The 12,766-nt window shown below is 52.6% G+C and carries 13 protein-coding genes; 9 read left to right on the plus strand and 4 right to left on the minus strand.

What is annotated here, in order from left to right; all coding sequences use genetic code 11:
- The first annotated feature begins 146 nt into the window (after positions 1 to 146).
- Complete coding sequence (locus tag AMM03_RS00095) at positions 147 to 770, plus strand: TetR/AcrR family transcriptional regulator (RefSeq protein WP_090128469.1); 624 nt, start codon at positions 147 to 149, stop codon at positions 768 to 770.
- A 15-nt stretch (positions 771 to 785) separates the two neighbouring features.
- Here AMM03_RS00095 and AMM03_RS00100 read toward each other — a convergent pair whose 3' ends face one another.
- The gene (locus AMM03_RS00100; protein ID WP_090128470.1) at positions 786 to 2,165 is read right to left on the minus strand and encodes a DUF1254 domain-containing protein; all 1,380 of its coding nucleotides are present in this window, start codon (positions 2,163 to 2,165) and stop codon (positions 786 to 788) included.
- A gap of 88 nt (positions 2,166 to 2,253) precedes the next feature.
- On the opposite strand from AMM03_RS00100, the gene AMM03_RS00105 reads away from it, so the two are divergent.
- On the plus strand, positions 2,254 to 3,534 hold the full coding sequence (locus AMM03_RS00105; protein ID WP_194942700.1) for an NAD(P)/FAD-dependent oxidoreductase: 1,281 nt from the start codon (positions 2,254 to 2,256) through the stop codon (positions 3,532 to 3,534).
- Here AMM03_RS00105 and ftsY read toward each other — a convergent pair.
- Positions 3,531 to 4,538, minus strand: a complete 1,008-nt coding sequence (ftsY, locus tag AMM03_RS00110; protein ID WP_090129248.1) for a signal recognition particle-docking protein FtsY — start codon at positions 4,536 to 4,538, stop codon at positions 3,531 to 3,533. The two genes, AMM03_RS00105 and ftsY, sit on opposite strands and share 4 nt — an antisense overlap.
- A 92-nt stretch (positions 4,539 to 4,630) precedes the next feature.
- On the opposite strand from ftsY, the gene rsmD reads away from it, so the two are divergent.
- Complete coding sequence (gene rsmD / locus AMM03_RS00115; protein ID WP_090128472.1) at positions 4,631 to 5,257, plus strand: 16S rRNA (guanine(966)-N(2))-methyltransferase RsmD; 627 nt, start codon at positions 4,631 to 4,633, stop codon at positions 5,255 to 5,257.
- 26 nt (positions 5,258 to 5,283) lie between these two features.
- Positions 5,284 to 5,769, plus strand: coding sequence for a pantetheine-phosphate adenylyltransferase (gene coaD / locus AMM03_RS00120; protein WP_090128473.1), 486 nt, complete (start codon positions 5,284 to 5,286; stop codon positions 5,767 to 5,769).
- A 34-nt stretch (positions 5,770 to 5,803) separates the two neighbouring features.
- Here coaD and recJ read toward each other — a convergent pair whose 3' ends face one another.
- A complete protein-coding gene (gene recJ, locus AMM03_RS00125) occupies positions 5,804 to 7,519 on the minus strand; it encodes a single-stranded-DNA-specific exonuclease RecJ (protein ID WP_090128474.1) in 1,716 nt (571 codons plus the stop codon).
- Positions 7,516 to 8,481, minus strand: a complete 966-nt coding sequence (locus AMM03_RS00130) for a hypothetical protein (protein WP_090128475.1) — start codon at positions 8,479 to 8,481, stop codon at positions 7,516 to 7,518. Before AMM03_RS00130 ends, recJ begins: the two co-directional genes overlap by 4 nt.
- Before the next feature lie 78 nt (positions 8,482 to 8,559).
- Here AMM03_RS00130 and AMM03_RS00135 point away from each other — a divergent pair, with 78 nt between their 5' ends.
- The 5 genes from AMM03_RS00135 (at position 8,560) to AMM03_RS00155 (ending at position 12,765) form a co-directional block, all read left to right on the plus strand.
- The gene (locus tag AMM03_RS00135; RefSeq protein ID WP_090128476.1) at positions 8,560 to 9,840 is read left to right on the plus strand and encodes a lipoprotein-releasing ABC transporter permease subunit; all 1,281 of its coding nucleotides are present in this window, start codon (positions 8,560 to 8,562) and stop codon (positions 9,838 to 9,840) included.
- Positions 9,833 to 10,510, plus strand: a complete 678-nt coding sequence (lolD, locus tag AMM03_RS00140; RefSeq protein WP_090128477.1) for a lipoprotein-releasing ABC transporter ATP-binding protein LolD — start codon at positions 9,833 to 9,835, stop codon at positions 10,508 to 10,510. Before AMM03_RS00135 ends, lolD begins: the two co-directional genes overlap by 8 nt.
- The gene (locus AMM03_RS00145) at positions 10,510 to 11,382 is read left to right on the plus strand and encodes a TatD family hydrolase (protein WP_090129249.1); all 873 of its coding nucleotides are present in this window, start codon (positions 10,510 to 10,512) and stop codon (positions 11,380 to 11,382) included. The genes lolD and AMM03_RS00145 overlap by 1 nt, the downstream gene beginning before the upstream one ends.
- Complete coding sequence (locus AMM03_RS00150; RefSeq protein ID WP_090128478.1) at positions 11,379 to 12,143, plus strand: class I SAM-dependent methyltransferase; 765 nt, start codon at positions 11,379 to 11,381, stop codon at positions 12,141 to 12,143. The genes AMM03_RS00145 and AMM03_RS00150 overlap by 4 nt, the downstream gene beginning before the upstream one ends.
- Positions 12,144 to 12,276: 133 nt before the next feature.
- Positions 12,277 to 12,765, plus strand: coding sequence for a tripartite tricarboxylate transporter TctB family protein (locus AMM03_RS00155; RefSeq protein ID WP_090128479.1), 489 nt, complete (start codon positions 12,277 to 12,279; stop codon positions 12,763 to 12,765).
- Position 12,766: the final 1 nt, after the last annotated feature.

Here is a 12,766-nt window from a genome sequence, read left to right on the forward strand (position 1 = left end):
GTTGTCTCCTTATGGTTGGAATTCAGTACATCTGTGTATTGACGATTCACTCTATCACGGCAAAGATAGAATCGATTCAGGGTTTTCGCTAGAGATAGGGTAAGTCTGACGCCATTTATGATGCACCAAGACAGAACACGCATTGAATGAAAACTCAACAACAAGTCAAAACCAAGAAGGCTGAATTGCCTGAATCCAATCGTTTAACCAGAGACGATTGGCTGGATCAGGCCTTTTGGGCCGTGGTGGCTGGCGGCTTTGAAAACGTCAAGGTCCAGAGCATTGCCGAAAAGCTCAAAGTCACTCGCGGCAGCTTCTATTGGCACTTCTCCGACCATGCCGATCTGATGGCCAGTTTGTTGGCCCGATGGAAATTGCAGCAAATTTCCTTGGATCAGAAACTAGATTCACAACGTTCAGGCGATCCGGTCAAAGATTTAGAGGACGTGGTGGACGCTGCGTTTACGCAAGCTGGCGCCACACTTGAAAATTTACGCTTCGAGCAAGCACTGCGCTCTCTGAGTCATCAAAATGCCGAAGCAGCACACATGTTGGCGGAGATCGATGCCGAGCGGATGAAATTGTTTGAGTCCAAGTTCATGGCCATCGTGAAAGACACCAAAAAAGCCAGAGACTTGTCTGTGCTTCTTTATTTGGCCATTGTGGGCAGCTATCAAGCCTTGAGTCGCCCAGTCAATCCGCCCAACATCCGAATCTATCTGCAGACTTTGATTTCGACTTACCTCGTGCAAAAAATGGCCACCAAGTAAAGAACGGCTGAAGTCTTAATCTTCAAGTCGAACAACTTTGGGCATTTGCCATGTGCCACTCAAGGCAGCAGGCTTGGGCCAATAAAGGCGCGCGTTCAATGAAAAGTTCTGGTCTTTTTGGATGGGCAACCAATTAGACATTCGATGCGGTTCTTTCGGCGCACTGTCTTGTATCCAAATATCCAAAGAACCATCTGCATTGAAATGCAGTGGATCGCGATCACCCAACGCAAACCGATTAAGGGCATTGCGCACTAAAAAATCATCTTGGCCATAAGCGGTCAATGACCAGAAGGCATTCACGGGCGGTAATTGGTTTGCCGCAAAGTGAATCCGGTACTTGTGCTTGCCGTTCAGAGGTTGGCCTTGTTCATCTGACGCTGTGTTGGGATAGAGCGCATCCTCTGGCAAGTTGGCACCCAAGCCCACCATGGCTACGACTGCGCGTGTGTTGTAGTCTGTGCTGTATTGGCCTAAGTTAAGGGGCGGCGTGCGCCATGTGCCATCTGTATTTTTGGCGCTAAGGGCGTTCTTGATTTTTTGATTGGCCAGCCACCGACCGATAGAAAAACTCAATTCATCCAGTCTTGAAAGTTGTACATCAGGTCCGGGTTGGAGGCCAGCATGGGCCAGCCGAGTTAAAAGGGGCGCATCTTCAGTTGCAGGCGGGTTGTCCACCATCAATTGAAAAAGTTTTTCAAAAAATGCGGCAGTGCTGAGGGCCTTCATTTGAGCAACTGGGGGTAGCCCTTGTGCTGAAAGTTTGCTCTTTTCTTGGCTTGCTGGTTCTTCAGCCGTTTGGTTGTGCTTAAAAGAGTAAAGCTTCAAGCCGTTTTGTAGGCGGTGCACAGTTTCAAAATCTGCTACGCCGTTGGTTTGCGTTCTGCCTATCAGCCAAACCATGTCGGTGGGAGACCGAAACAAAGTCATGTGGGCTGGTACGGTACCCTGCCAATTAGGGCCAACCAATAAATAAATCGATTCATTGCCCTTTCGTGTTCGTGTGCCCGGCGTGGCAAACACATTGGTCCAAGCATCCATGAAAGGCATCAGCTCATAGCGCTCGGACTGCACTGGCATTTCAAAGATCCAAGGACCCTGCTTCATGCTCAAGAAAGCCGTGGTGTAGAGGGTATCTACATTGGGTCTCACCACATCTTTGAAGCTGGCATCTGGAAATTGACGGACTCGGCGCAGCTGATTTTCGGGGCCGATGTGGGCGGCACTCTGAGCGCGAGTGATATCCATAATGACCAACGGATAGCCATACACATAGGTCTCGGCGCCCAGTAAGATTTTGTCTTTGAGAGCATAAAGCGTCAACAATGCACACGCTAGGATTGCGCTGGAGACGATCCATGCTAGGCGCATGAGTGGCCTGGTAGTTTGTGACATTGGTATCCTTCAATGGCCAATCACTGGATCAGTTGTATCTGTCCGTGTATTCTTTGCACACAACAAATTCGACGAACTATATATCACCATGAATTCATTGAATACCCGTCGTGAAGTGATTGTGCTCGGTGCCGGCATGGTGGGGGTGTCGTGTGCGTTGGCGCTTCAGGCCAAAGGCTGGCGCGTGACTTTGATCGACAAGCGTGGCCCTGGCGAAGAAACTTCATTTGGCAATGCCGGCGTTTTGTCTCGCAGTTCCCTGCTGCCCTTCAACCGACCTGGTCTTTGGCGCGCACTGCCTCACATGTTGTTGAAGTCCAGCCCAGCCTTGCAACTGAGGGCCAGTGCCTTGATGCAATGGCCCTGGCTTTTTCAATTTCTGTGGCATGCGAAGGCGTCTTCATTTGAAGTGAGCACTGTGGCACTAGACGCCCTGATTCAATTGTCCATGGCAACCCATTCAACATGGATCCATCAAGCGCAGGTAGAAAACTTATTGCATGACAAAGGTTGGCTGTGGCTTTATTCAAACCCAGAAGCTTTTGCAAGCAGCGCAGTGACACGGGGCATCTTGCAAGAGTTTTCTGTGAATATGGAAGTCTTGACCCCTCAGAGTTTGACTGATTTGGAACCACACATTGCGCCCAAGTTCAGTCATGCAGTGTGGATCAAAGACGCCATGTCGGTCAGTAATCCGGGAGCGCTGGTGAAAGCGTATGCCCAGCAGTTCATTCGTGCAGGCGGTGAATTTCAAATGAATGCTGTGCTGGGTATCACGCAACAGTCCGAAGGCTGGCAATGCCATACAGCTTCTGGCCATGTTCATGACACGCCCAACCTGGTGGTGGCCATGGGGCCTTGGTCTGACGCTCTGTTGGCCGCCAGTCATCTGCCCCAACCAAAGCGTGTCCCTCTGGGATTTGAGCGGGGATACCACCGCCATTTCAAGCCAGTCGAAGGCATCAAATTGGGACGGCCTGTTTATGACACGTCGGGCGCTTATGTGTTGTCGCCCATGCAAAACGATCGGGGCGAAACAATGATGCGTTTAAGCACAGGCGTTGAGCTGGCTGCGCAACATGCCGCCTTCAACGCACAACAATTGGAAGATGCAGAAATCGCTGTACGCAAAGTATTTCCATTGAAAGAATCCATCGCTGGGTCCGATTGGTTAGGGGCCAGGCCCACCACCCCAGACAGCCGACCTGTCATTGGTGAAGTGCCTGGCTTTCTGGGACTTTGGCTGGCTTATGGCCATCAACACATTGGTTTTAGTACCGGTTCAGGAACGGGTGTGCTGCTGTCGGAGTTGATGTCTTGCGAGCCGACCAGCATTGACCCAAGGCCCTTTAGTCCGGCGCGCTTTTAATTCAACAGCGCCTGCGCAAACTCTCGTGCATCGAAAGTTTGCAAATCATCCAACTGCTCACCCACCCCAATGAAATAAACGGGAATGGGTTTTTCTCGGGCAATGGCGCAAAGCACGCCCCCTTTGGCGGTGCCATCGAGTTTGGTCACAATCAGACCCGTCAGGCCAAGCGCTTCATCAAATGCTTTAACTTGGGTCAGGGCGTTTTGGCCGGTGTTGCCATCGATGACCAACAGAACTTCGTGAGGCGAATGGGCATCCGCCTTTTGCACCACGCGTTTGATTTTTTTGAGTTCTTCCATCAAGTGAAGCTGGGTGGGCAAACGGCCCGCAGTGTCAACCAAGACCACATCGCGTCCGCGCGCTTTGCCAGCAGATACCGCATCAAAACTGACCGCGGCCGGATCGCCACCTTCTTGGCTAATAATTTCGACGGTATTGCGTTGGGCCCAGACCGCCAACTGTTCACGCGCTGCAGCTCTGAAGGTGTCTGCCGCTGCAAGCATGACGCTGGCGCCTTGCTCTGCCATGTGGTGCGTCAGTTTGCCGATGGAGGTTGTTTTACCTGCGCCATTGACGCCAGCCACCATGATGACCATAGGTTTTTGATCGCCAATTTGCAATTGTTTTTGCAAAGGCATCAGCAAGTCGGTCACGGCATCCGTGAGCAAAGCTTTGACGGCCATGGGTTCCGTGGCCTTGCTGGCTTTGACGCGCGCTTTTAGATCATTGAGTAAATGTTCGGTGGCCTTGACGCCTGTGTCCGCCATGAGCAGGGCGGTTTCCAGTTCTTCGTACAGCGCCTCGTCAATTTGAGTGCCGGTGAAGACAGCGGCCAAACTGCCACCCGTTTTTTTGAGTCCGGCTTTGAGTTTGCCAAACCAAGTTTGCCGATTGGATTCGGACGGTGCGTCTGATTCTGTGGGCGGCTTTGCCCCTTCTGGGGTAGCATGCGCTTGATCGGCTGGCGGGTTCTTGGGTTTGGAGCGGAAGAAACTGAACATGAATGGCATTGTACGGAGGTTCGTTCTGTGAAAAAACAGCTTTTTTTCATTTCATGAAATCAGTGGGCTGACAAGCAGTTAAGCTTCGCACCATGCGCAAGAATCAAAGCCCTTCCAAACCTGCCAAGCCTGGCACCATCGCTGTTGTCAAAGGTTCTCCCTCGCACGAACTGAGAATCATTGGAGGCCAGTGGAAACGCTCCAAAATCAAAGTCATCGACAAACCAGGACTTCGACCCACCCCCGACCGTGTGCGCGAGACCCTGTTCAATTGGCTGGGCCAAGATTTAACGGGTTGGAAGTGTGTGGATGCTTTTGCTGGTACTGGCGCTCTGGGTTTTGAAGCTGCCTCCAGAGGCGCGCAGTCTGTGCAGATGTTTGAACAAGACGCCCAGCTGGTCAGTTTGTTGATGGACACCCAAAAACGGCTAGGGGCCCATGCCGTGCAAGTTCAAAAAGGCGATGCCATGATGGCCCTGCAACGCATTGCGCCGGGCAGCTTGGATGTGGTTTTTTTAGACCCGCCCTTTGAAGCCCTGTTTTTTGAAAAGGCACTGCAAGCTGCGGCCAATGCGGTTGCGCCGGAGGGCTGGGTCTATTTGGAAGCCCCTCAAAAGTGGCAAGACGAAGCCATTCAGGCCTGTGGCTTGGTATCCGTGAAGCACATGAAGGCGGGTGCCGTGCACGCGCATTTGCTGCAACGGCCATCCGAGGGATAATCCCTTCAATTGATCAGGAGCCCCCTATGAGCCGATCTGTCGTTGCTGTTTATTCTGGAACTTTTGACCCCATCACTTTGGGTCACGAAGATGTGGTGTACCGCGCTGCCCAAATGTTTGACAAGGTGGTGGTGGCGGTCGCTGCAGCCCATCACAAAAAAACCTTGTTCACCTTGGACGAGCGCTTGGCCTTGGCCCAAGAAGTGACCCAAGATTTTGGCAATGTGAGTGTGGTGCCGTTTTCAGGTTTGTTGTTCGACTTTGTGCACAGCCAAAATGCGCGCGTCATTGTGCGCGGTCTGCGCTCGGTCACAGACTACGACTACGAAACCCAAATGGCGGGCATGAACCGACACTTGGCACCCGAGGTGGACACCATCTTTTTGCACACCAGCGCCTCGGTGCAACACATCAGCAGCACCTTGGTTCGGGAAATCTCAACATTGGGTGGCAAAGTAGAAGGCTTGGTGTCGCCTGCGGTGTTGAAAGCCCTGCAGGCCAAACGAAGCTGAACTGGGCAGCGCTGGAATTTTAAATTTTGGGCTTTTAAATTTCAGCGGCTTCCACCAAGAAGCGCACGCGTTTTTGGCCTTGCCATTCGTCAACATCCAATCGGTAAGCCAGCTTCACGCGGGCGGGCAGCGGCTCAATTCGACCAAACCAAATGCCATCGACGGGCTGGCCTTGGTGCTTGAGTTTCAGGGCCAAATGTTTTTCGCCCACCAATCGCTGTGACAACACATCCACTTCTTCGCTGAATACGGGCGGCGCAAAACCTTGACCCCATACTTCGCGGTGCATGACTTCCACAAACTCTGCACGCCGGTATTGCCCATCTAAGGGGCCATCGGTTTCTAACTTGCGTTGAAGAGTGGCAGGGGACAAAAGTTGCGCGGCCACTTCCATGAAGCAAGTTTCAAACTGCTCTAAGTTTTCTTCTTCAATGGTGCAACCTGCGGCCATGGCGTGACCGCCAAATCGAAGCAACATGTCGGGATACTTTTTGGCCATCAGGTCCAAGGCATCGCGCAAGTGAAAGCCAGGAATAGAGCGGCCAGACCCTTTCAGCTCGTGTTCCTTGCCTGGCGCGTTACTGGCTGCAAACACAAAACAAGGTCGATGAAATTTGTCTTTGATGCGGGAAGCCACAATGCCCACAATGCCTTCGTGAAAATCGGGATCGAAGACGCAAATGGCGGGCGGTGGCTCATCGCTTTCGTCAAACAAAGATTCGGCAATTTCCATGGCCTGCTGGCGCATGTCGCCTTCAATGTCGCGGCGCTCGCGGTTGATGGCGTCAAGTTGCTTGGCCAGCTCATCGGCGCGCATGGCATCGTCGGTCGTTAGGCATTCAATGCCCAGCGTCATGTCGGACAGACGGCCGGCTGCGTTGATGCGAGGACCCAGTGCAAAACCAAAGTCAAAGGTGGTGGCTACTTTGGCTTCGCGTCCTGCGGCTCTGAAAAGCGACTGCATGCCACAAGGCAAAAGACCCGCGCGAATGCGCTTCAAACCTTGGGCCACCAAACGGCGGTTGTTGTTGTCTAGCTTGACCACATCGGCCACAGTGCCCAGTGCCACGAGGGGCAAGAGCGCATCCAATTTGGGCTGTGTTTCTGATGAGAACACACCCCGTTGACGAAGTTCTGCGCGCAAAACCAACAACACATAAAACATCACACCCACGCCGGCCAAGGACTTGCTTTCGAAGGCGCAGCCCGCTTGGTTGGGGTTGACAATGACTTCGGCGTTAGGCACCTGGGCGGCTGGCAAATGGTGATCAGTAATGAGTACCTGCATGCCCAAGCTTTGGGCTGTGGCGACGCCCTCGAGACTGGCAATGCCGTTGTCAACCGTGATGAGCACATCTGCGCCCGAGGCTTTTACGCGCTTGGCAATGGAGGCCGTCAGGCCGTAGCCATCGACCACCCGATCGGGCACGATGTAGCTGACGTGTTGGGCGCCCAACATGCGCAGACCGCGAAGACCGACCGCGCAGGCGGTAGCGCCGTCGCAATCGTAGTCGGCCACAATGCACAGCTTTAAATTTTGGGCAATGGCATTGGCCAAAAGCGTTGCTGCTTCTTGGGTGCCCATGAGTGTGCTGGGGGCTAACAATTTGGCCAGACCATCGTCCAGTTCTTCTGGACTCAAGATGCCGCGCGCGGCAAACAATCTAGAAAGCAATGGATGAATACCTGCTTGCTCAAGGGTCCAAGCACTGCGAGGTGGTACGTCGCGCGTCAATATTTGAAAACTCATGAGGTGGGGGCGTCTTTGAGCAAAGCGCTTAATTCTTTGTGGACGGTTGTTGAAGTGAACAAGCTTTTGAAAGTGTTCAGCCAAGATGTTTTTTGGGGCCGGTAGTGACGCCAAGCATGGGCACTGCACAGTGTGAGTGACACTTCTTGTTGTTGCGACAGTGCATTGAGCAAAGACTTGCAAACGGTGTTGTCCAAGTGTTGCCAGCCTTCTCGCCATTGCGCCGCATTCGATTGATGTGTGGCTTCTTTTAAATCCAGATGAAGCTGGGCTTTGCCAGTGAGATCGTAGAGTTGATCCGTTTGCCGATGCACCCAAAAAGAGTTGACCGTCCACCGGCCTTGCAAACTGCGCTGGTCATTAACAGGGTGCTGATATAGCAACATCTGCATTTCACTTTGAAGCCTTTGTAAGGGCTTGGCTTTGGCGTCGGAAGGCATCCATGCATTGACTTGTTGTCCCACAACCCTTTCTAAGGCAGCGAAGGGCAAGCCTTCAAACAAACGACCTCTTGCGCGCCAAACCAAGGGGCTTTCGTACGTTACTTCCAGACCATCTTCTGCAAAGTAAGGTTGAATGGCCGACAGCAGGGCTTGAGATTCCGCTTGTGAAAGTTGAATTTCTGCGGGGTTTAGCATGACCACCTCGTTCATGCCCACTTGCCAGTGGCAGGGGGTGATGAGGGCCTCAGAGCCCCATTGTGGGCTGAGGCCAAACACGTTTAAGGCACTTTCGTGCGGCATCAAGTAAGCCGCCTCTGAGTGTTTGCCGTGCTCGCGATCTGATGGGGTGAATCCGTTGGCGACACAAGTCATCTTGCCCAAAAGTGCTGCCAAATGGGGCAAATACAATGCATTCAGGTCCCCTGATTGCGCCTCATTGGCGTTGCAAGCATAGGCAATGATGCTGTGTTGTGCGTCCAGGCTGGTTGGCGTTGGATTTGGGCTTAAACCTTCTTTCATGGTGCTATTGTCAGGGATGACACAATCCCCCTTGTGACTCTCAGGCTTGATTTAGATTCTTAGAGGAAAATAGGCAAGATGAAATTTGAAATGCCGTTCGAGTTGGTTTTAGGCTGGCGCTATACCCGCGCGGGCCGGGCCACGCGCCGAAATGGCTTTATTTCGTTCATCTCTGGCGTCTCTATGCTGGGCATTGGCTTAGGTGTTGCGGCTTTGGTCATCGTTTTGTCAGTCATGAACGGCTTCCAAAAAGAAGTTCGCGATCGCATGCTCAGTGTGGTCTCGCACATCGAAATTGTCTCAGCAGATGGGGGCGCTTTGGAGGATCCCAAAGGCACGCTTCAACAAGTGCGTCTAAATTCTCAAGTGCTGGGTGCTGCCCCCTTTATTTCTGCCCAAGCTTTGCTCGCCAGAGGCGAAGACATGAAGGGTGTTTTGGTGCGCGGCATTGAACCCGCTTTAGAGCCACAAGTGATTGACTTGCCCTCGGGCATGCCGGCTGCCAATGGCAACAACATGCCTGGCATCGAGGCGCTCAAGCCGGGTCAATTTGGCGTGGTTCTGGGTCTGGATTTGGCTCGGCAGTTGGGTCTTCGCTTAGGCGATCCTGTCACACTCATCTCACCCAACGGACAAGTGACGCCAGCGGGCGTGTTGCCGCGTTTGAAGCAAATGCAAGTGGTCGGCTTGTTTAATTCGGGTCACTACGAATACGACTCCGCATTGGTCATGATGCATGTGGAAGATGCCGGCAAAATCTTCAGACTAGAAGGCCCGACAGGCGTTCGCCTCAAAATCAAAGATTTGCACGAAGCTCGCAGTGTGGCGCGCGAACTGGCGCCCAACTTGGCGGCTGGCATGGCCATCCGCGACTGGACGCAACAAAACCGCACTTGGTTTGCAGCGGTTCAGGTCGAAAAAAGAATGATGTTCATCATTCTGACGCTCATTGTGGCGGTGGCTGCTTTTAATTTGGTCAGTACCTTGGTGATGTCTGTCACTGACAAGCGCGCCGACATTGCTATTTTGCGAACGCTTGGTGCCAGTCCCAAAAGCATCATGGGCATTTTCATGGTGCAGGGCGCCATGGTGGGCGTGATTGGCACAGTCGGAGGCCTGCTGCTAGGTTTGTTGGTCGCTTTCAATATCGATGTCATCGTGCCTGCATTGGAAACAATTTTCCGCGCCAGTTTCTTGCCCAAAGACATTTACCTGATCAGCAGAATGCCCAGCGATCCCCAAATGGCAGACATCTTGCCGGTAGCCGTCATTTCTTTGATATTGGCTTTTGTGGCCACCTTGTACCCAAGCTGGCGTGCCAGCCAAGTCAACCCTGCGGAGGCATTGCGTTATGAATAAGCCAGTGCTGCAAGTCAGGGGCTTGAGCAAGCGATTTGCCGAGGGCCAGTTGGATGTGACGGTTTTGAAAGGCGTTGACTTCACCGTTGAAGCCGGCGAAACCGTGGCCATTGTGGGCGCCTCTGGCTCTGGCAAAAGTACCCTGATGCATTTGATGGGCGGACTGGACAAACCCACCCAAGGTCAAGTCATGCTGCAGGGACTGGATTGGTCTCAATTGAGCGCATCAGAGCAGGGTGCAAGGCGCAATCAATTGTTGGGCTTTGTCTATCAGTTTCACCATTTGTTGCCTGAATTTACTGCCCTCGAAAATGTGGCCATGCCCTTGTCCATTCGCCGCATGACCCAAGCAGAGGCGCAAGAAACCGCCATGAAATGGCTCGAATTGGTGGGCCTGCAAAACCGCGCAGCACACAAACCTGCTGAGCTGTCTGGTGGCGAACGCCAACGCGTGGCCATTGCGCGTGCCATGGTGACGCAACCCGCTTGCGTATTGGCCGACGAGCCCACAGGTAACTTAGACAGAACCACCGCAGAGTCCGTCTTTGACTTGATGATTGATACCGCCAAAAAACAAGGCACGGCGTTTGTGGTGGTCACGCATGATCCCCATTTGGCTGCCCGCTGTAGCCGTGTCTTGCGACTAGACAGGGGCGTTCTGCAAACATGATGCTGCAGTGGATCGACAGCCATTGCCATTTGGATGCGCCTGAGTTTTCTGTCGACCGTGCTGACGTTTTCAAGCGTGCACAAGACGAGGGCGTGAAGTGGTGTGTCATGCCCGCAGTGCAAGCCAAAGACTTTGAGAGCCTTCAAGGCTTGGCCAAGTTGTTCCATCAACCCTACGCCTTGGGCATTCACCCGCTGTATGTTCCTCATGCGCAAGCGGAAGACTTGCTGGCCTTGGAAAGTTGCATTCAAGCCGCCTTGGCTGTGAATCAAGCGGGTGAATTGTCTGATCCTCGGATGGTGGCTGTAGGTGAAATTGGTTTGGATTTTTTTGTCCCTGCTTTGTGCGAGCCCAGCATGCGCGAAAAACAAATTTTCTTTTACCAAGCCCAATTGAAGCTGGCTCAAAAGTACAACTTGCCAGTTATCTTGCATGTGCGCAAATCGGCAGATCAACTGCTAAGCGGTTTAAGGCGCTGCGCCGTTCGGGGCGGCATTGCGCATGCTTTCAATGGCAGTTTGCAACAAGCCCAAGCTTTCGTTGAACTTGGCTTCGTTTTGGGATTTGGCGGCACGTTGACCTTTGACCGCGCATTGCAAATTAGAAGACTGGCCACGCAACTGCCTTTGTCCAGCATCGTTTTAGAAACCGATGCGCCCGATATTCCGCCGCATTGGCTGTATCGCACCCAATCGGAGCGACAATCGGAGCAAGGGCTTGCGCCGCAAAACAGAAACGAGCCTTCTCAATTGCCCCAAATTGCACAAGTTCTGGCGCAACTCAGAAGCGAGTCTTTGGAATACATTGCCCAAGCGACGTTTCAAAATACTTTGCGTGCATTGCCGCAACTTCAATTTTTTCAAACTCCATGACCGTGAAAAAAAACAAAGCCATCGAGCTTCCCGAGGTCAACTTCTCTGAAGACGGCGAGTCTCGCTACTTGCATTTGGGCACGCCATGGATTCAGGGCGCCATGAAAATCAAAGAGCCCTTTGAGTTGGACTTGGAGTACATCCAACGCATGATGGCTGGCCTCTTGTTTTTTAAATCAGCCTCAGTGTCTGGCCGGCATGCCATGCAGTTGGGCTTGGGTGCAGCCAGCCTGACCAAGTTTTGTTATAAAAAAATGCGCTGGACTTGTACGGCCATCGAGTTGAATCCGGGCGTGTTGCATGCTTGCCGCGGTTGGTTCAAATTGCCAGAAGATGGGCCCAGGATGCGCGTCGTCATTGCCGATGCAGCCAAAGAAATTCAAAGCGATGAATGGCAGGGCACGGTGGATGTCTTGCATGTCGATTTGTATGACCATGAAGCCGCAGCGCCCGTGCTCGACAGCGTCGATTTTTATCAAAACTGCCGCGCCTTGCTCACCGAAGAAGGCACCATGACCGTCAATTTGTTTGGCCGCTCTGCCAGCTACGACCAGAGCGTTGCCAAAATGGCCGAGGCTTTTGGTGAAGACGCGTTGTGGGCCTTCAAGCCGACACGCGAGGGCAATACGGTGGTCTTGGCCCAAAGACAAGCCAGTCGACCCAAACGAGCCGAATTGATGGCCCAAGCAGAGGCCATCGAGAATCGATTTGGATTGCCAGCGACCAAGTGGCTTCGTGTTTTTAAACCATTGGTCAAATAAACGCCTGCAAAACCTAGGGTTTACCCAAGCATTTCGGGCCTTGTAGGCCCTTTCCGTAGGTGAAATCCACATCAATAGGGCCATGCTTTAGGCCCACAATTCGGCATCCCAAACTTTTTGGAGGAGTGTCCCCGTGAAAATCAAGAGTCAAAAGGACTTTTTCTCTGGCTTAGTGTTCACCTTGGTTGGTGCAGCCTTTGCCTATGGCGCAACAAGTTACACCATCGGAACCGGTGCCAGAATGGGCCCCGGTTATTTCCCACTTTTGTTGGGTGTCATTTTGACGCTCATCGGTGCGTTCATTTTGTTCAAAGCCTTGGTGGTTGAAACACCTACAGGCGACCCAGTGGGTTCATTGGCTTGGAAGCCTTTGATCTTCATCATTGCGGGCAATTTGTTGTTTGGTGTTTTGCTGGGTGGTTTGCCCAGCCTCAAATTGCCAGCCATGGGATTGATCGTTGCCATTTATGGCACCACGCTTGTGGTCAGCATGGCCGGTGACAAATTCAAACTGACAGAAGTTCTGGGCCTGGCCACAGTGCTGTCTGTCATGAGTTACTTGGCCTTCATCGTGTTGCTTAAATTGCAATTCCCTGTGTGGCCTACTTTCATTGCAGGTTAAG

This window comes from Limnohabitans sp. Rim11, assembly GCF_001269365.1.
Lineage (GTDB): Bacteria > Pseudomonadota > Gammaproteobacteria > Burkholderiales > Burkholderiaceae_C > Limnohabitans_A.

Bases quoted from the DNA above. Each gene is read 5' to 3' on its own strand.
- AMM03_RS00095 (WP_090128469.1), top strand. From the start codon at position 147: ATGAAAACTCAACAACAAGTCAAAACCAAGAAGGCTGAATTGCCTGAA.
- AMM03_RS00100 (WP_090128470.1), bottom strand. From the start codon at position 2,165: ATGTCACAAACTACCAGGCCACTCATGCGCCTAGCATGGATCGTCTCC.
- AMM03_RS00105 (WP_194942700.1), top strand. From the start codon at position 2,254: ATGAATTCATTGAATACCCGTCGTGAAGTGATTGTGCTCGGTGCCGGC.
- ftsY (WP_090129248.1), bottom strand. From the start codon at position 4,538: ATGTTCAGTTTCTTCCGCTCCAAACCCAAGAACCCGCCAGCCGATCAA.
- rsmD (WP_090128472.1), top strand. From the start codon at position 4,631: ATGCGCAAGAATCAAAGCCCTTCCAAACCTGCCAAGCCTGGCACCATC.
- coaD (WP_090128473.1), top strand. From the start codon at position 5,284: ATGAGCCGATCTGTCGTTGCTGTTTATTCTGGAACTTTTGACCCCATC.
- recJ (WP_090128474.1), bottom strand. From the start codon at position 7,519: ATGAGTTTTCAAATATTGACGCGCGACGTACCACCTCGCAGTGCTTGG.
- AMM03_RS00130 (WP_090128475.1), bottom strand. From the start codon at position 8,481: ATGAAAGAAGGTTTAAGCCCAAATCCAACGCCAACCAGCCTGGACGCA.
- AMM03_RS00135 (WP_090128476.1), top strand. From the start codon at position 8,560: ATGAAATTTGAAATGCCGTTCGAGTTGGTTTTAGGCTGGCGCTATACC.
- lolD (WP_090128477.1), top strand. From the start codon at position 9,833: ATGAATAAGCCAGTGCTGCAAGTCAGGGGCTTGAGCAAGCGATTTGCC.
- AMM03_RS00145 (WP_090129249.1), top strand. From the start codon at position 10,510: ATGCTGCAGTGGATCGACAGCCATTGCCATTTGGATGCGCCTGAGTTT.
- AMM03_RS00150 (WP_090128478.1), top strand. From the start codon at position 11,379: ATGACCGTGAAAAAAAACAAAGCCATCGAGCTTCCCGAGGTCAACTTC.